Annotated in this window: 15 protein-coding genes and 2 pseudogenes; 9 read left to right on the top strand and 8 right to left on the bottom strand. The window is 49.9% G+C overall.

The window, feature by feature from the left end:
• The first annotated feature begins 168 nt into the window (after window positions 1-168).
• Entirely contained in the window at window positions 169-618 is a 450-nt protein-coding gene (locus MHZ97_RS21390) for a hypothetical protein (RefSeq protein ID WP_040126202.1), read from the top strand.
• 288 nt (window positions 619-906) lie between these two features.
• Window positions 907-1,644, top strand: a pseudogene (locus tag MHZ97_RS21385) (peptidoglycan DD-metalloendopeptidase family protein).
• A 33-nt stretch (window positions 1,645-1,677) separates the two neighbouring features.
• Here the strand turns inward: MHZ97_RS21385 and MHZ97_RS21380 are convergent.
• From MHZ97_RS21380 to silC, 7 genes are all read right to left on the bottom strand, one after another.
• Window positions 1,678-1,875, bottom strand: coding sequence for a DUF2933 domain-containing protein (locus MHZ97_RS21380; protein WP_000843497.1), 198 nt, complete (start codon window positions 1,873-1,875; stop codon window positions 1,678-1,680).
• 40 nt (window positions 1,876-1,915) lie between these two features.
• Window positions 1,916-4,387, bottom strand: coding sequence for an Ag(+)-translocating P-type ATPase SilP (silP, locus tag MHZ97_RS21375; RefSeq protein ID WP_129244003.1), 2,472 nt, complete (start codon window positions 4,385-4,387; stop codon window positions 1,916-1,918).
• Between the two features lie 97 nt (window positions 4,388-4,484).
• The gene (locus MHZ97_RS21370; protein WP_002436620.1) at window positions 4,485-4,925 is read right to left on the bottom strand and encodes a DUF411 domain-containing protein; all 441 of its coding nucleotides are present in this window, start codon (window positions 4,923-4,925) and stop codon (window positions 4,485-4,487) included.
• Between the two features lie 86 nt (window positions 4,926-5,011).
• Entirely contained in the window at window positions 5,012-8,158 is a 3,147-nt protein-coding gene (silA, locus tag MHZ97_RS21365; RefSeq protein ID WP_000574021.1) for a Cu(+)/Ag(+) efflux RND transporter permease subunit SilA, read from the bottom strand.
• Window positions 8,159-8,168: 10 nt separating this feature from the next.
• Entirely contained in the window at window positions 8,169-9,461 is a 1,293-nt protein-coding gene (gene silB / locus MHZ97_RS21360) for a Cu(+)/Ag(+) efflux RND transporter periplasmic adaptor subunit SilB (RefSeq protein ID WP_001485328.1), read from the bottom strand.
• A 113-nt stretch (window positions 9,462-9,574) separates the two neighbouring features.
• Window positions 9,575-9,928 (bottom strand): cation efflux system protein CusF, encoded by a 354-nt coding sequence (cusF, locus tag MHZ97_RS21355; protein WP_001246153.1) that lies wholly within the window; start codon window positions 9,926-9,928, stop codon window positions 9,575-9,577.
• A gap of 28 nt (window positions 9,929-9,956) precedes the next feature.
• Window positions 9,957-11,342, bottom strand: coding sequence for a Cu(+)/Ag(+) efflux RND transporter outer membrane channel SilC (silC, locus tag MHZ97_RS21350; RefSeq protein ID WP_040126203.1), 1,386 nt, complete (start codon window positions 11,340-11,342; stop codon window positions 9,957-9,959).
• A gap of 189 nt (window positions 11,343-11,531) precedes the next feature.
• Here silC and silR point away from each other — a divergent pair, with 189 nt between their 5' ends.
• The 4 genes from silR (at window position 11,532) to MHZ97_RS21330 (ending at window position 14,853) form a co-directional block, all read left to right on the top strand.
• Window positions 11,532-12,212 (top strand): copper/silver response regulator transcription factor SilR, encoded by a 681-nt coding sequence (gene silR, locus MHZ97_RS21345; RefSeq protein ID WP_239315622.1) that lies wholly within the window; start codon window positions 11,532-11,534, stop codon window positions 12,210-12,212.
• Window positions 12,205-13,680 (top strand): Cu(+)/Ag(+) sensor histidine kinase, encoded by a 1,476-nt coding sequence (locus tag MHZ97_RS21340; RefSeq protein ID WP_239315623.1) that lies wholly within the window; start codon window positions 12,205-12,207, stop codon window positions 13,678-13,680. Before silR ends, MHZ97_RS21340 begins: the two co-directional genes overlap by 8 nt.
• 245 nt (window positions 13,681-13,925) lie before the next feature.
• Window positions 13,926-14,357, top strand: coding sequence for a copper-binding protein (locus tag MHZ97_RS21335; protein WP_033755783.1), 432 nt, complete (start codon window positions 13,926-13,928; stop codon window positions 14,355-14,357).
• Between the two features lie 145 nt (window positions 14,358-14,502).
• On the top strand, window positions 14,503-14,853 hold the full coding sequence (locus tag MHZ97_RS21330; protein ID WP_007871800.1) for a DUF305 domain-containing protein: 351 nt from the start codon (window positions 14,503-14,505) through the stop codon (window positions 14,851-14,853).
• Between the two features lie 406 nt (window positions 14,854-15,259).
• Here MHZ97_RS21330 and MHZ97_RS21325 read toward each other — a convergent pair whose 3' ends face one another.
• Complete coding sequence (locus MHZ97_RS21325; protein ID WP_007374408.1) at window positions 15,260-16,168, bottom strand: HNH endonuclease; 909 nt, start codon at window positions 16,166-16,168, stop codon at window positions 15,260-15,262.
• A gap of 798 nt (window positions 16,169-16,966) precedes the next feature.
• On the opposite strand from MHZ97_RS21325, the gene MHZ97_RS21320 reads away from it, so the two are divergent.
• From MHZ97_RS21320 to MHZ97_RS21310, 3 genes and pseudogenes are all read left to right on the top strand, one after another.
• Window positions 16,967-17,329, top strand: coding sequence for a hypothetical protein (locus tag MHZ97_RS21320; protein WP_033755779.1), 363 nt, complete (start codon window positions 16,967-16,969; stop codon window positions 17,327-17,329).
• 170 nt (window positions 17,330-17,499) lie between these two features.
• A complete protein-coding gene (locus tag MHZ97_RS21315) occupies window positions 17,500-18,015 on the top strand; it encodes a hypothetical protein (RefSeq protein WP_239315624.1) in 516 nt (171 codons plus the stop codon).
• Window positions 18,012-18,692 (top strand): annotated as a pseudogene (locus tag MHZ97_RS21310) (tyrosine-type recombinase/integrase); the annotation flags it as partial. The gene MHZ97_RS21315 and the pseudogene MHZ97_RS21310, both read left to right, overlap by 4 nt.

The raw sequence follows: 18,692 nt of genomic DNA, 5'->3' as shown, positions 1-18,692 counted from the left end.
GCATGGTGCGTGCGCTGAATAAAATAACGAAGGCTGGTATGCCAGAAAGCGTGCGTATTGCCTGAAAACCCGGTCAGCTACAGAGTCACTCGTCCTGAAGCTGATTTATTCAACAAAGCCTATATGATCATAAGGACATCTTTTATGTACCTCAGAAGGTAATTACACATGAATATATTAATCACGACCACTGCGTTTACAGCTTTATTTTGTGGGGCAGCTTTTGCTCAGTCCAGTGATATTGCCCATGAAGCACATCGATTTGTTAATAATGCCTCAGCCGTCAGTCATGTGAACTCCTCGACGCATGAAAACTTACCGGACAGGGTTAATAAAAACAACACGCCCTCATTCTCTGAAATGAATGAACATGAAAGGGCCATTGTTGCTCATTCATTTATGAACAACAGCGCGTCCTATGCGCATCAAAAAATGATTGAGGAACATAAAAAAATGCTGTCCGGCAGTGATGCAAATTCAAAGACCTCGTCTTCTTCTTTTAACGAACTGAATGCCGGAGAAAAAGCCGCTCTCGTGCATGAGCAGGTCAATAATGCCGGTGCGGAAGCACATCAGACGCAGGCAAGAAAGCTTCGCGGGCTTTATTCGACCTGGTAACTGCAGGCGGGTTAGTGCTTAGCGTCAGGTGCGCAGCAGGGCTTTACTGACGGGTTACGTAGCAGGACATGAGCCCCATATTGCTCTGCCGTAACCTGTTTCAGTCCCGTTAATCATCACCGTCGGGCTGGTCATACAGTTCCCAGAGCTTCAGGAGCAAACGGGAAACAAGATATGTTACAAAAATGACGACCATCAACGGTGCTCCCGATTAACTGACAGATGACACGCCTCCTGAAAACCCCTAGCATACGCCGCAGTGTTCATGCTAACGGCGAATTCCAGTAAATGTATTCTACCGATGTCGTAAAAGAAAATGCCTACCTTTCAGCCACCCGCTCGGGGCTGGAATCGAACGAGATCGCTACTCTTCAGCGCTCCTTGCCTTCCCGGTTTAATCTGCGGCATTTGAAAAAAAATGAATCATTAAAACTCGTACTGCAAAAGAAAGCGGGAAAATCACGTGTCGTGGCCTATAAATTTACGTCCGGTTCATTTAATTACACGGCGTATCGTATATCAGATAAAAAGTTCTATAACCTTTCCGATACTTCCGGGAAAGGCAGTCTCGATTATCCGTTACCGGCCACAGCAAGACTCAGTTCGCCTTTCAATCCTGCAAGACTTAACCCGGTATCGGGAAAAGTGAGTCCCCATAATGGCATTGATTATTCCATGCCCATGAACACGAAAATAGTCAGCGTCATCGACGGAAAAATCACCCGGGCCGAATACAACAGTACCATGGGATAAATTGTTGAAGTAACGGGAAAAGCCGGTGTTAAAACTCGCTATCTCCACCTCAATAAAATACTCGTTACTAAAGGGGCCAGGGTTACCCGGGGAGACGCTATTGCGTTATCCGGTAACAGCGGACGTTCATCCGGTCCTCATCTGCATTACGAGCTGGTCATTAATAACAATCCTGTTAACTCACTGGCGTTCCGGGCAGCGGCACCCGCTGATAACAAACTTGAACAGCATGCCTTTGCGCATGCCAGAGACTACGAACGATACCTGGACTGATAACGGGGCCGCGACGCGGCCCCGTCTGCCGGATTAATTTTTTTTATCGTTTTCACTTCCTTGATGTTGATGATCTCCATGCCCTCCGTGGCCGTGGAAAAGATGCATTAGCGGGCAGACCAGCAATAACAGATATGGCCAGTAACCTGCCACATGTGACCAGTGTTCGCGCAGGAGGGCAAATGCCGCGATCGCGGCGACAGCAATAAGCGCATAGGTGGTACTTTTCATACTGGACTCCTTCTGTTCGTAACAGCCCCTTCACTCAGTGTTATTTCCCGAGCCTGACACTTTTCAGACGCAACGCATTCACAATGACGCTGACGGAGGAAAGAGCCATGGCCGCCGCCGCAATAACTGGCGACAGCAGTATTCCATACACAGGATAAAGCAGACCTGCAGCCACAGGCACGCCAAGTGCGTTGTAGATAAATGCAAAAAACAGATTCTGTCGGATATTTTTCATGGTGATTTCTGACAGATGACGGGCCCTGTTCAGTATCATCAAGTCGCCTTTGAGAAGGGTGACTCCGGCACTTTCAATTGCCACATCTGTACCCGTTCCCATGGCTATACCCACGTCAGCCGCTGCCAGCGCCGGGGCATCATTCACACCGTCTCCGGCCATCGCAACCACATGGCCAGACGCTTTCAGTCGGGTTATCACTGCTTTTTTGCCATCCGGCAGAATCCCGGCTTCAACCTCATCTATTCCCAGTTTCCGTGCGACTGCTTCAGCGGTAAGCTGGTTATCCCCGGTGAGCATAACGATGCGGATCCCCGCCTGACGCAAAGCTTTAAGCGCATCCGGCGTGGTTGCTTTCACGGGATCCGAGATAGCTATCAGGCCTGCAAGGTGCCCGTCTGTGGCCACATAGATAACGGTAGCGCCTTCCATCCGCAACGTATCCGCAACGGCCTTTTGATTATCAATAACGATACTGTTTTCCTGCATAGCCAGTTCATTACCAATAACAACCCGTTGACCTTCGACATCGCCTGAGACACCTTTACCCGACGGCGCATTGAAATGAGTGACTGCGGGTATTGCGATCCCCTTTTCCTGTGCTGCTTTAACTACTGCCATACCCAGCGGATGCTGCGAGCCTTTTTCCACTGCGGCCGTTACACGCAAAAGAGATGTTTCCCCACCCGGATTGAGACTGATAATCCCTGTCACCGTCGGCGAACCTTCCGTGAGCGTGCCTGTTTTGTCGACAACCAGCGTGTCCACTTTTTCAAGACGCTCAAGGGCTTCGGCATTCTTGATTAACACCCCGGCCTGGGCTCCTTTGCCCACCCCCACCATTATCGACATCGGCGTGGCCAGCCCCAGCGCGCAGGGACAGGCAATAATCAGGACCGACACAGCCGCAATGAGACCGTGCGCCATCCTGGGCTCGGGCCCCCAGACAGACCAGATCATGAAAGCAACAACCGCGATAAGTATCACCAGAGGAACAAACCAGCCTGAAACGCTGTCAGCCATTCTCTGGATGGGGGCCCGCGAACGCTGTGCATCAGCGACCATCTGAACAATTCGTGAGAGCATCGTTTCATCACCGACTTTCTCTGCACGGATGATAAGACTACCTGTCTGATTAATGGTCCCCCCGATGACAGGGTCACCCTCCGTTTTGGTAACAGGCATAGATTCCCCGGTCACCATCGATTCATCAACGGTTGTTTTGCCTTCGACCACGATACCGTCGACCGGAATACTCTCTCCAGGTCTGATGCGGAGCTTATCGCCAGGCAGGACATCTTCCGCATTAATATCCGTTTCATGACCGTCTTGATCCAGCCGCCTGGCGGTTTTGGGGGCAAGGTTAAGAAGCGCAGTAATGGCACCTGAGGTTTGTTCCCTTGCCCGCAATTCAAGGACCTGTCCCAGCAGAACAAGCACCGTAATAACAGCTGCGGCTTCAAAATAAATGGCCACCAGGCCATCCATGTTTCTGAACGATGCAGGAAACCAGGAGGGGAAGACGGTTGCAATGACGCTGTAAACCCAGGCTACGCCGGTCCCCATTGCAACAAGGGTAAACATATTCAGGGAGCGGTTACGTAACGACATTCCGGCCCGGGCGAAGAATGGCCAGCCACACCACAAAACGACAGGAGAGGCCAGAAGTAACTGCAGCCATGTGTTGTACTGTGGCGGTACTGTATTCCTCAAAGCGGGAAACAGATGAGAACCCATTTCGAGTATCAGAACCGGAAACGCCAGCAACAACCCCAGCCAGAAGCGTCTTGTCATGTCGCGAAGTTCATCACTCGTCCCCGTGGATGCCGTAGCTACGAGCGGCTCCAGTGCCATTCCACAGACAGGACAGCTTCCGGGACCACTACGGCGTATCTCCGGATGCATCGGACATGTCCACACACCTTCAGAAATCTCTTTCTCCGCCTGGCGGTGAGACTGTTTTATCTTATCAGGGCTGACTTCATGGTGGTCGTGGTGATGGTGATGTTCACTGGCATCTTCGGTAAAATAATGATCGGGATGGGCTTTAAATTTGCTCTCACAGCTGGCGGAGCAGAAATAAAGCTGATGGTCCTGGTATCGAATGCTGCTGTGCGCCTTGTCAGGCAGGATGACCATCCCGCACACGGGATCTCTCACCTTATGCAATGCGTGACTCTCGTCCGGGGATGATGTCTGCTCAGAAGCAGTCTGGTTGTTATGTTCCACTGCATTGTCATTTTTCACAGTAACTCTCCTTATGCATATCTGAAGCATTTTCTGTCTTCAGGATATGTCATGGATGCGATTACCACGAATGCCGCCGGCATAAGAGTGCCTGCTGCCGGCGTCCCGTTATCAGCCGTTCCGCTGACTATTCGATTCGCTGGAAGACTTTTTTACTGCCCTCCGGTGAGAATGCGATAACATCGTAAGCCTCTTTTCGGGCCCCCATCTCCATTCCCGGACTTCCTGCTGGCATACCGGGGGTGGCGAGACCGTATATACCCGAACCAGACTGCATGGCCTTATGTATCGTTGCTGCAGGCACATGGCCTTCAATGATCAAATTACCTACAACCGCGGTATGACAACTTCGTAGTCCAGCAGGAACAGCATGCTTTTCTTTCAGGGCTGACAGCGCCTGATCATTCATGACGTGAGTTCGCACTTCGAACCCGTCTTTTTCCATCGCTTTGCCCCACAGGGAACAACAGCCACAGTTTTCAGATTTGTACATATCAATGACTTTTTCACTCGCCATTGCAGGCAGTGACAGGCCGAGAGCCAGGGCCATTAGAACCACTTTTTTCATACTCACCTCTGTATATTATCGATATAAACCCTGACGTCAGGGTGAATCAGTGCAGAAGGACGCCCACTGGGGGCGCCCTTTCAGGGTTATGACACGCTTTTTTTATGTCTGCGCAGCCAGATTAATTTGTAGGCGGCAGGAATAATGAACAGGGACAGCAGCGGAGCCGTGATCATCCCACCAATCATTGGCGCAGCAATACGGCTCATGACTTCTGAACCTGCGCCGGTTCCCCAGAGTATTGGCAGCAGACCCGCAATGATCACCGCCACGGTCATGGCTTTCGGCCGGACACGCAGTACGGCACCATGATAGAGGGCTTCATCAAGACCTTCCGGTGTGAACGTCTCTTTACGGGACAATTCCGGGTGCGCTTCAATGGCATGACGCAGATACATCAGCATGACCACGCCAAACTCTGCTGCCACCCCGGCCAGGGCGATAAACCCGGTTCCGGTCGCCACTGACATATGGAAGCCCTGCCAGTACAGGAACCATATTCCGCCAACCAGGGCGAACGGCAGGCTCATCAGGATCAGCAGGGCTTCGTCAACCCGGCGGAATGCCAGATACAACAGGATGAAAATGATCATCACCGTCATCGGCACCATCAGCTTCAGTTTCTTGTTGGCATGCTCAAGCAGTTCAAACTGTCCGGAGAATGCCACACTGGTTCCCGGTCTCAGTTTCACTTTCTCGCTGATGGCCGTCTTAATGTCGTTAACCACCGACACCATGTCCCTGCCGCGGGCATCAACATAAATCCAGCTGGCTGGCCGGGCATTTTCGGTTTTCAGCATGGTTGGTCCAGAAACGACGTTAATATCCGCGACATCGCCCAGCGTGATCTGCTGCTTCATCGGGGTCAGGATCGGCATCTGTTTCAGCGCCTGCGGACTGTTCCGGTAATCCTGCGGGTAGCGAATGTTAATAGGGTACCGGGCCACCCCTTCAACCGTCTCACCCACCATAGCACCTCCGATTGCTGAAGAGACGAACAGCTGGACATCACCTACCGTCATCCCGTAGCGGGAGGCTTTCTCCCGGTTGATATCGATATCGATGTAGCGCCCGCCCTCAAGTCGCTCAGCCAGGACAGACACCACGCCAGGCACGGTTTTGGCTACCGCCTCGATACTCTGCGCCGTCGCGTCGATATCGGACAGAACAGTCCCGGACACTTTGATACCTATCGGGCTTTTGATCCCGGTTGAGAGCATATCAATACGGTTACGGATAGGCGGCACCCAGAGGTTTGCCAGACCCGGTAAACGGACTGTCCTGTCGAGTTCATCAATAATCTTGTCAATTGTCATGCCGGGACGCCACTGATCCTCAGGTTTGAGCTGGATCGTGGTTTCCACCATTTCGAGCGGCGCGGAATCCGTTGCGGTCTCTGCTTTACCGGTCTTGCCAAATACAGAAGCCACTTCAGGAACGCTTTTGATTAACTTGTCTGTTGTCTGCAGGAGCGCTGCAGCTTCTGCCGGAGAGACGCCAGGCAAGGTCGACGGCATATACAGCAGATCGCCCTCGTTAATCTTCGGCAGAAATTCACCGCCCACCTGACTCAGTGGCCAGATAACCGTGAAAATGGACAAGGCCGCAACCAGCAGGGTTGTTTTTGGCCAGTGGAGGACCCGCAGCAGCAAAGGATGATACGCTTTGATCAGCACCCGGTTCAGGGGGTTACTTGTCTCGGCAGGAATTTTCCCCCGGATCCAGAATCCCATCAGAATAGGAATGACGATGATGGCCAGTGCGGCCGCTCCCGCCATGGAGTACGTTTTCGTGAATGCCAGCGGGCCAAACAGACGACCTTCCTGCCCTTCCAGGGTAAAGATAGGAATAAAGGACAGGGTGATGATCAGCAGGCTAATGAACAACGCGGGTCCCACTTCCACGGAGGCGTCGGTAATCACCTTCCAGCGGGTGGCGTTGTCAATCTGCTCACCCGGATGCTGATGATCCCACTCCTCAAGCCGTTTGTGCGCATTTTCAATCATCACAATGGCGGCATCCACCATCGCACCGACGGCAATCGCTATCCCTCCCAGCGACATGATATTGGCGTTCAGTCCCTGGAAGTGCATGACGATAAAGGCGATACACAGGCCAAGCGGCAGAGAGATAATCGCCACCAGGGCAGAACGTACGTGCCACAGGAACAGAGCACAGACGATGGCCACCACGATAAACTCTTCCAGAAGTTTGGAACTGAGGTTATCAATCGCCCGGTCGATTAACTGGCTGCGATCGTAGGTGGTCACGATTTCAACGCCTTCCGGCAGGCTGGCCTTCAGCGTCTCCAGTTTATCCCTCACTGCCGTGATAACGTCGCGCGCATTTTTACCCGACCGCAGGATCACCACGCCGCCAGCGACTTCTCCCTGGCCGTTCAGCTCGGCAATACCACGCCTCATTTCGGGCCCGGTCTGCACGCGGGCAACATCCCGCAGATAAACCGGCACGCCGTTCTCACCTGTTTTCAGGACGATGTTATTAAAATCATCAATGCTCTGAAGATAACCGCTGGCACGGACCATATACTCCGCTTCGGCCATTTCAACGGATGAGCCACCGGCCTCCTGGTTAGACGATTCAAGTGCCTGTTTCACTTCGGGCAGGCTGATACCGTACTGGGACAGTTTTACCGGATTGACCTGAATCTGGTACTGTTTCACCACGCCGCCAACCGAAGCGACCTCAGCCACGTTCGGGATGGTTTTCAGCTCAAATTTCAGGAACCAGTCCTGCAGAGAGCGCAGTTCTGAAAGGTCGTGTTTTCCGTTGCGATCGACAAGGGCATATTCAAATATCCAGCCCACTCCCGTGGCGTCCGGGCCGATTTCAGAGCTCACACCCGCAGGCAGTTTGCCCTGAACCTGATTCAGGTATTCCAGCACGCGCGAACGGGCCCAGTACAGATCGGTGCCGTCTTCAAAAATGACATACACATACGAATCACCGAACTGTGAAAAGCCACGCACGGTTTTTGCGCCAGGTACGGACAGCATGGTGGTGGTAAGCGGATAGGTGACCTGGTTTTCTACAATCTGCGGGGCCTGTCCGGGATAGCTGGTTTTAATAATGACCTGCACATCTGACAGGTCAGGCAGCGCATCGACCGGCGTGTTAATTATCGTCCATGTGCCCCAGATGCTGAGAAACAGTGCGCCCATCATGACCAGGAAACGGTTGGCGACAGAGCGCCGGATAATCCATTCAATCATCGTCGTCTCCTCAGTGCCCTGAATGCATATTTACAGGCTGCTCAGACATTGCTGGCATACTGTTTTCTGTTTTTTCAGGGTGGCGCATACGTTCCAGCGCGCCCGTAATATTGGCTTCGGAGTCAATGAGGAACAGGCCACTGACCACCACGGTATCGCCTTCATTCAGGCCGGAGCCAATGCCGGACTGTTGCTGTGATTCATGCAGAACGTGGATCTGTTTCGGCACAAACTTGCCTTCATCATCAACAGTAATCACGCGCTGTTCTTTGCCGGTATCGATAACGGCCTGGCTTGGTATCAGCAGCATCTCCTGGCTCTTGGTATTCAGTTTCAGATAGGCATTCATGCCCGGCTTGAGAAACTCATCCTTATTAGAAACCTGGAGACGGACCTGAAGCGTACGGGTTGTCTGATCCACGCTGGGAAGAATGTTCCATTTTTCGACATGGAATGTTTTATCCGGATAAGCCGGTACCGAAATTTCAAACTGCGACGTATCTTTCAGCAGATAGGCGATAGATTCTGGCACTGCAGCGCTGATCCAGACCGGGTCCATCCCCTGAATCTGAGCCACTACTTTATCTTTCGAAATATTCATTCCGGTGCGCAGGTCAAACGCAGTAATGACACCATCAATAGGTGCTTTAATGGTAAAACGGGTCTGGATTGTGCGGGTTGAACGCAGCCTTTGAATATCCTCTTCCGGCATACCAGCTAGACGAAGTCGCTCCAGAACCCCTTTTATCTGGGTTGACGTACCGCCTGTACCGGATAACAGCAGGAACTCACTTTGTGCCTCAACCCATTCAGGAATGGTGATATCGATAAGCGGAGTGCCTTTCTTCACATGATCGCCAATCGTCAGGGGATACACTTTTTCGACGAAACCGTCAGAGCGCGCCTGCACAATGACAAACTGATACTCGTTGTAACTGACATTAGCCGGGATTGTCTGAGAATAATTCAGCATTCCTCGCGTGACTTTTTGCGTTTTTAATCCCAGATTCTGAACCTGCGTTGGATCGATACGGATCCCGCCACTGCTTTTATCGCCGCTTTCATCAGCATATTTTGGCACCAGGTCCATATCCATAAAGGGAGATTTTCCGGGTTTATCAAATTTGGTATCCGGTTTCATCGGGTCATACCAGAAAAGTACCTTTCGCTCCGGTGCCTTTTGTTCGGTTTGTACTGTTTTTTGTGATGAGTTTACATACTGCCAGGCAGTAACCGATATCAGCCCTCCTGCTATGAGGCTGCTGATAATTATTGCAGCATATTTTATCTTTAAAGAAGCCATACAATTTCTCGCTGAAAAATCAAAACACCTGGCATATGCGCCCGATCATTCATTCACAGTAATCCCTTAATGAATGTTCAGGCGCACTGGATGTATTCGCTCCGGACTGATAATCAGGATTGCGTAACGTTAATGCTTTTGAGTAAGGAGATATTGCCCTGCTGAATAAACGAGAAATCGACATGGTTGCCGGTTTTCAGGGCATTGATAGCGTCGTCTGCATTAACAAAAGTGAAGCGCATGGTCATTGCAGGCCAGCCCACAGCAGGGATTGCTTCGTGCGAAATGGTAATCTTTTTACTATTCATATCAATGTCTTTAACGACACCGGTGCCCTTGATAACCTGCTGTACCGAAGCATCACTGGCAGCATTCATATCGCCATGCTGATGTGTTTCAGCATGAAGACCGGCAGAAAACATGACAGAGAAGGCACCAAATAAAACGGCTTTAAGTGAATTACGCATTTTTAATTTCCTGATTAATTAAATAAATTTACTCTACCCAACCGCCACCCAGCGCGGTAAACAGATTAATTTCGTTAACCTGTCGGGAATAGGTAAGATCGAGAATGGTTTGCTGCGTAGCGAAGAGGGAACGTTCTGCATCCAGCACTTCGATGTAACTGACAGCACCACTTGCATATAATCCTCTGGCACGCTGGAGAGTTATCTGAAGTGAATCAAGATAACGCTGCTGTGACTCAAGTTGCTGGCTAAGGCTGTCGCGCAGTGCAAGCGTGTCGGAAACATCCTTAAAGGCTGACTGAATTTTTTGTTCGTAATTAACCACCGATTGTTGCTGGCGAATTTCAGCCAGCTTCAGATTGGCTTTATTCCTGCCAGCATTAAAAATAGGAATTTCAATTTTAGGGATAAAATTCCACATTCCACTTCCTGACGTAAACAGGCTTGACAGCTCCGTACTGCTTGCGGAAAGACCACTGGTCAGGGTAATGGAGGGGAAAAAGGCCGCTCGCGCTGCGCCAATATTGGCATTAGCCGCTTTCAGCTGATATTCCGCTTCCATAATATCCGGTCGCTGCAGCAAAATTTGTGAAGATAGATTTGGTGGCAATTTTACTGGTGCGATCTCCCCGCCTTTCATCCCTTTTTCTGACGGAAGTGCGCGGTACGTTCCCAGCACCAGTTGCAGGGCATTGTTTGCCTGAGCCAGATCGCCTTCTCGTTTGGCTATTTCGGCGCGGGTACTTTCGATTTGTCCTCTCGCCTGTTCAAGTGCCAGAACGTTCGTACTCCCGGTCACGAGCTGTTGCTCAACGAAAGCATAGGACTGTTCATAATTTTTCAGCGTTTCCCGCGCAATACGGAGTTGTTCGTACGCCAGTTGCTGGCTGAAATAGCTCTGTGAAACGTTGGAGACCAGCAGGATGTGTACGGCCCGACGGGCTTCTTCGCTGGCAAAGTAGTTCTGGCGGTCAGCATCACTCATGTTCTTAAGTTTGCCGAAAAAATCGAGCTCATAGCTGAGCTCCAGTCTCGCGTCGTACTCCTGTGTGGTCGGCTTGTCACCTTTCAGACCACCGCTGTATGTTATCCCGGATGAGGCATTCAGCTGGGGATAACGATCTGCATCCGTGACGTTGAACTGGGCTCGGGCCTCTTCAACCTTCAGGGCAGCCATTCTCAAATCACGGTTATTAGTCAGAGCTTCACCGATCAACCGGGTAACCTGGGGATCGACAAAAAAGTTACGCCAGCCCGTATCCTGATAGCCATTTACCGCTGGCGTCAGGCTGTTATGGGACAGTGAAAACTGCTGGGGTACCGGTGCTGCGGGCCGCTGATATTCAGGCGCAAGCGACACGCAGCCTGCCAGGATGAATATCGTGCTAATGCTGAGTAATTTTAATTTGAACATAACGCTTCTCGTCCAGGCAGACCTGGTAAATGGTTCAAATGAAGTTCAGAGTATTACCAGGGTTACTTTACAGAATGCACTCTGTTTGTCGGGTGACAGAATAATGACAATGTTGTCATTTTTACGGTAATTCGTTGATAACGATCGTGGGCGCAATAGAATGACATTAGCAGCCAGACGGGGAGCAAGATGAAAATATTGATCGTCGAAGACGAAATTAAAATAGGTGAATATCTCAGCAAAGGGCTTACAGAGGCAGGGTTCGTAGTGGATCACGCTGATAAGGGTCTTACCGGATATCATCTCGCCATGACAGCCGAGTATGATTTAGTCATTCTGGACATCATGCTGCCTGATGTGAACGGCTGGGATATCATCCGCATGCTGCGCACTGCCGGAAAGGGTATGCCGGTCTTACTGCTGACGGCCCTCGGCACGATCGAACACAGGGTCAAAGGACTGGAACTGGGTGCGGACGATTATCTGGTTAAACCCTTTGCGTTTGCCGAACTGCTGGCCCGGGTGAGAACCCTTCTGAGGCGGGGAAACACGATGATCACGGAAAGCCAGTTTAGGGTGGCTGATCTCTCGATGGATCTCGTATCCAGAAAAGTCAGTCGCGCCGGAAACCACATTGTGCTCACCAGTAAAGAGTTCAGCCTGCTGGAATTTTTCATTCGCCATCAGGGCGAGGTTCTTCCCCGCTCCCTGATTGCCTCTCAGGTCTGGGACATGAATTTTGACAGCGACACTAACGCGATTGATGTCGCCGTAAAGCGACTCCGCGCTAAAATAGACAACGATTACGGGACAAAGCTGATCCAGACTGTCCGGGGCGTGGGCTATATGCTGGAGGCCCCGGATGCATAGCAAACCTTCCAGGCGCCCTTTCTCACTCGCCCTGCGGCTGACCTTTTTTATCAGCCTGTCCACGGTACTGGCTTTTATCGCCTTCACCTGGTTTATGCTGCATTCTGTTGAAAATCATTTTGCCGAGCAGGACGTCAGCGATCTTCAACAAATCTGCACCACACTAAATCGTATACTGAAGTCCCCAACAGAGTCGGATGAAAGAAAAATAAGCAAAATAAAGGAATCGATTGCCAGCTACCGCGACGTTGCCGTTTTGCTCCTCAACTCAAAGGGGGAAGTGCTCTTTAGTTCAGGTCAGGGTGCAGCACTACGACCGGCCGTGAAATCAGCTTTTTTCAGCGAGCATTGCCGCGCACAGGATGTATTTCCCTGGACAGTGGAAGATCCTTTGCGACCGATGGATACCGAGTCCGGGATGAAGATGGAAACATACAGGATTATCGCCTCCTCTGGTCAGGTATTATTTCAGGGCAAACAGCAGGACTATGTCATGCTGATCGGCGTCTCCATGAATTTCCATCTCCATTACCTCGATGCGCTGAAAAAAAATCTGATTGCGATCGCCGTCGTGATAAGCCTGCTGATTGTTCTGATCATTCGCATCGCTGTCCGTCAGGGGCACCTGCCCCTTCGTAATGTCAGCAATGCCATTAAAAACATCACCTCCGAGAATCTTGATGCGCGGCTGGAACCGACACGCGTTCCCATTGAGCTGGAGCAACTGGTTATCTCGTTCAATCATATGATTGGAAAGATTGAGGATGTCTTTACCCGCCAGGCCAATTTCTCTGCCGATATCGCGCATGAGATCAGAACGCCCATCACCAATCTGGTGACGCAGACTGAAATCGCACTGAGTCAGGATCGAACACAGAGGGAACTTGAGGATGTCCTCTATTCCAGTCTTGAAGAGTATAACCGGATGACCAAAATGGTCAGCGATATGCTGTTCCTGGCACAGGCAGATAATAATCAGCTGATACCTGACAGGGTCATGTTTGACCTCAGAGCGGAAGTCATGAAAGTCTTCGAGTTTTTCGAAGCCTGGGCCGAAGAACGCAATATCACGCTCAAATTTAACGGGATGCCCTGCCTGGTTGAGGGAGATCCACAAATGTTCAGAAGAGCGATCAATAATCTGTTATCCAATGCCCTGCGTTATACCCCGGAGGGACAGGCCATCACCGTCTCAATAAGAAAGCAGGAGAGCTTTTTTGACCTTGTGATTGAAAATCCAGGGAAACCGATCCCTGAAGAACATTTATCAAGGCTGTTTGACCGTTTTTATCGGGTGGATCCATCCAGACAACGAAAAGGAGAAGGCAGCGGCATCGGCCTTGCGATTGTGAAGTCAATCGTGGAAGCACATCACGGAAGAGTGCAGGTGGAATCAGACGTACGCTCCACGCGTTTTATCTTATCCGTGCCCAGACTGGAGAAAATGATCCCGGAAACCCAGTACTGAGAATAAAGATTTAAATGACAAAGATGTCATTAGCCTGTCATGCAGCAAACAGAAGCCATTCGATATAATTAGTGCAACTTATCAGGAAGGCATTATTACTTCATCCATACACGGCATCAGCACAAGCCAGGAGTTGTATTAAAGCCTCATCCCGGCGGAATACGGTCTGTAGAGTTGTCAGTTGTACTACTGAGGACACAGATCGAAATTCACGGACATCACTAATTCAGAAATGGAGAGTTACCATGAAAAATATCGTCTTAGCATCAGTGTTAGGTTTGAGCTTAATTTCTACGGCCTGGGCCACTGAAACTGTAAATATCCATGAGCGTGTCAATAATGCTCAGGCTCCGGCCCATCAGATGCAGTCTTCTTCAACTCCAGCCGCCATCCAGGGGGCAGCTCCACGGATGGCCGGTATGGATCAGCATGAACAGGCTATTATTGTTCATGAAACCATGAACAATGGTTCAACAGATGCACATAAAAAAATGGCGGAAAGTCATCAGAAGATGATGGGAACTGGCACCGTTAACGCTTCCCGTCCGGCGACTTCGTTTGCGGCGATGAATGAACATGAAAGAGCAGCTGTTGCCCATGAATTTACGAATAACGGTCAGTCCGGCCCCCATCAGGCTATGGCTGATGCACACCGCCGCATGATCAATGCGGGCTGATGACAACTGAAGTTTCCGTGCGGTTACCCTTTCCTTGATAGATTGTCCCTTATACGGATATGTTGTTATTTTTTGCCCCCTTCAGGGGGCTTTTTTGTCTGACTCAGCTAAACTTATCCGGTAACCATCTGAAAGGGTTTATTATATGAAAATCACAAATTCGCTTTTTGTTATACTGATGTTATCCCTGCCAGCGATTTCCGCAGAACATTCAGAAATGAAAATGTCAGATATATCCTCATCGGCATCGTCACAGGAATATATGTCCGGCATGAAAGGTATGCATGACAAAATGATGGCCGCTGTAAAAGAGTCCGATCCCGACAAGGCTTTTGCGAAAGGCATGGTAGCACACCATGAAGGGGCAATAGCAATGGCTGAGACCGAGCTAAAATACGGAAAAGATCCGGAAATGAGAAAGCTCGCGCAGGACATCATTAAAGCTCAAAAAGGTGAAATTGAGCAGATGAATAAATGGCTTGGTAATCAAAAATAATGATTGCGGAAATAATATATTGCGCGTACAGTCAGAGTGTTCCCGGGCACGGGAACCTGTTAATCGTTAATTAATCAAAACCCGATTCATTTCGGGTTTTTCCTTTTACCCCCCCAACGCATGCACTGCACCGAGTGAAATTCACCTGAGCCAATTCTGCTTGCTTATTATTTCGATGGGAATTGCTGATTTTAATTAAGTCTATGTTTTAAAGGTGTTTCTCATGCCTGGGTTTGGCAGGGGTTCGTCCTGTTCTCTGGTCATGCGCAATGGCAATTCGCAGTCAGGGCTCAAGACTACTTTTACCTCTTTTTTAACAGAAAGTTTCTGGACCCGATACTTGCCGGAAACATCATCTGCTGTTCATCCCGACCAATAAAACGAAGGTATCACTCTCGTTTGAATCTCACTTACTTTCCATTTTGTAATAAAGAATCAAGTTTTCCAGTGATATATCAATACCAACTTTTTTTAATAACCTTTTTCGCGCAGTGTATATTTCTTTCAGCATATCTTCATAACCCTGACCAAGGTGAATTTGTTTATGGCAATTGCAACACAGAGATATGATATTTTCTTCAACATCAAGAGATGTGTCAAAAGCATCTTGCCTGGACATAGGTACAATGTGATGAGGTTCTGTGTAATTTAAGGATGAATTTCGCCTTCTGAATGTTGGGTGGTCACTATCGACTTCACATCTGTAACCTGCTTTATTCAGCGCATTTTGGGATACGCCTTTACTCCTGGGATACGAGAGGCCATTTTTTACTTCTATTGCATTTTTCTTTGGTTTGGCTTCCCCTGTATATTCAAACGTCTGAACGTTGTCAAAGATATTACTTTTCTCTATGGCATTGATCAACTCATCGTCAGAGTAATACTCACTGCTGGCCATTTCTGTTGTACCAAAAAAATCCAGTTCGTTAATTGCCTGAACAAGTTCCTCACGAATTGTCCATAAGTTTCTTTTGGGTTTTCCGCCGATTTCTTTACTCTTCATTACGGTAATGAATTTTGTACCGGATGCGATATTTCCGACACCTTTAACCTCGAATCTACCAAGTTCTTTTTGAACTCTGCCACCCAGTCCGTTTATGACTCCATTAGCACTCATGCTGTGCAGGTCGTACTTCTTACCAATATCGAAGCATGTGCAGGAATGATTTGGCTCAATAAACCATTTTTTTAACGCTGCAATACTTTTTGTGTCAAAAACTTTATCATTTGTTAATAAAGTTTTCCATTCTTCCACACTGATATCAATGTCACAGACATACTCTCCATCAATCACTTCGCATATTTTTTTAATCACATTCATTCCCCTGTTATACAGATAGTCATAATGAAAATATAAAGCTCGCTAACCGGTATGGTTGCGTAAGGACCGTAGTCTCTCAGAGACCGTGCTTTCTTTTTTTTCAGGCCTGGACACTAAAGGGTCTGTTGCACCCCGAAAAAATTTGTTGCGGGGATTGCTCATTGAGATGAGCCTCTGCTCGATCATACCAGATCAGCAGGCTGCCCCCAATGCTATGGCTTCTTAGTTTGGCCATTATCCGGCCTTCCTCACGACCAATAAAATAGAGACATTACCCGTGACGCTGCCACCGTCTCAGCCCGGAACGATCAGTGAGCGCTTCTGATGACCTTCGGTTTTTTTAACGAAGCGGGTGGGATACGGTTTGTTGCTGAAATCTTAATAATAACCAACAACTGATGCTAATTTCGCACTTTTAACATATATGAATATAAATGTTATGAATAATTGCATTTACAGGAAATATCATGCGTTTTGTCATCCGGGATCCGAAAAAAGGCAGAACCGGATCTTCGGGCTCACAAGGCGGATTTTTGCGCAGCATACTGTATATAGTGGCTCGATTAGCTGTCTGAGACACTACATACGGGATGCGTCAGCGACAACAGGCCACAGATCTGCCGCTTCCGCCCGCCCCGCCGCCGTGCTACGTTTCCGGTTACTGCCGTATCAGGACAAGTCGGATCATGCCGGTAAGGGCGTACGGTAATTGCATTCATATACTATAAAATAGAATATTATTTTATATATAATAATAACAATATTTTACTAAAGGTGAGTGAGGATTCATTGTTGAAAGCTATCCTCCAAAAGATGGCTGGTGTTTTTGAGATGCATGAACTCTGTATTAAAAAGGCAATACAGATTGTGGGACACGTAAAAATAACCAAAAGGAATATTGTTACTCATTCGGACAGAGGGTTATTAGAGATCATGCCAAACGGGAATCTCAGGGAAATGAACGATTACACCTATAAGCGTGCCGAATCCGATAATATTAAAATGCCAAAGTCTCCTGAAGGCAACGGAGAAGTCAGAGACATTCTGCTAAATCAAGCCTGGACTCTGACTCAAAAAGAAATTTTAAACGCTAGTCTGCCACAAACTCCAGACACAGCCTCTTCCCCACCAAAAAAGAGAGGGCCAGGACTTTGACCCCTGCGCAAGTTGCTGAGAGCCTGGCATCAGCAGGTTGTCGTCCGGATACGGGGCAAAAGTTCAAACAGAGACCGAGGATTTTCCCGATCTGGGTGCACCTGTAGACAACTCCACGGAGGGATAATAAAAAAATGAAATGACCAGCATACCTGTTCTGCTGCACTGCCATGCTGACCGCCGTGTCGCCGTGTCGCCGTGTCGCCGTGTCGCCGCGTGCCGCGACCTATGAGGAAGCCTCACGCCTGGACGATGCCTATCCGCCGGGAAGTACCCAGGTCTGTATTAAGAACCTCCCCGGGGACGGAAAGAACATCCTGCCGACCCGGCTTGAAGTCAGGGGGACGGTTATGAGCCGGACGGCAGCGCATACCGTTTATCGCGCCACCGCTGCGTGGACCCCGCAGGGAAAAACCGTTCCCGGGCTGACGCTGAGCTACACGCTCACCCAGATAAAAGATGAAGCGGGTTACTATTCGATTGTCGATCCTGCCAGCATGTCGATCACAATGCCGGGTGCAGGGGCCGGGACAGAGAAAACCGTTCTGGAGGGGATGCGCCAGCGCCTGCCTGCAGGGGAAGAATTCACCCCCTACAGTATTACGGAGATTACGGATTTTCCGTCATATGTGGCTCACAGGCCTGACGAGCCTCTGACTTACTGTCATAAGGAAAAGCAGAAATGACCATGATGCTGCCATCACACTATCCACAGGCCCCCGTTCCGCAGCTGTCGGTTGCGATTGATTATCCGGCTGCACTGGCGCTGCGGCTGATGGCTGCACAGCATGATGAATATCCACAGTACCTGCTGGCTCGAGGTTAGCGCCCTTCTCCATTACGTGCCGGATCTGCACCGCAAGATGCTGTTCACCACCCTCTGGAATACGGGCGGGCGCATTAACGAAACGCTGGCGCTGATCTGAGGGGACTTTCTGCTGCGCCAAGGTACCCTTTCGTGTAGCTGGCCACACTCAAGCAGCGCGAGGAAAAGGCAGAGCGCTGGGCCGGTCGCCTGCCTGCCGGCACCGTGCCGCATCGCTTGGTGCCCCTTTCAGACGCGCAGTACGTGACCCAGCTGGAGATGATGTGCGCCGCCCTGCGCATTCCGCTCGAGCGACGGAATGAAAAGAGCGACCGGCCGGAGAAGGTACGGCCCTGGGAAATCGCCGATCGCACAGCGCGCACTTGGCTGAACGAGGCCGTAGAGGCCGTCGCGGACGGCGTGACGTTCTCGATCCCGGTTACACTGCATACCTTCCGGCACAGCTATGCCATGCAAATGCTTTACGCGGGCACGCCGCTCAAGGCGCTGCAGAGCCTGCTGGGACACAAGAGCGCCAAGTCTACCGAGATATACACG

Source organism: Pantoea sp. ACRSC (assembly GCF_022346785.1).
GTDB classification, from domain to species: Bacteria; Pseudomonadota; Gammaproteobacteria; order Enterobacterales; family Enterobacteriaceae; genus Pantoea; species Pantoea alvi.
Note: the sequence above shows the minus strand (reverse complement) of the source record. Positions and strands in the feature narration are given on the sequence as shown.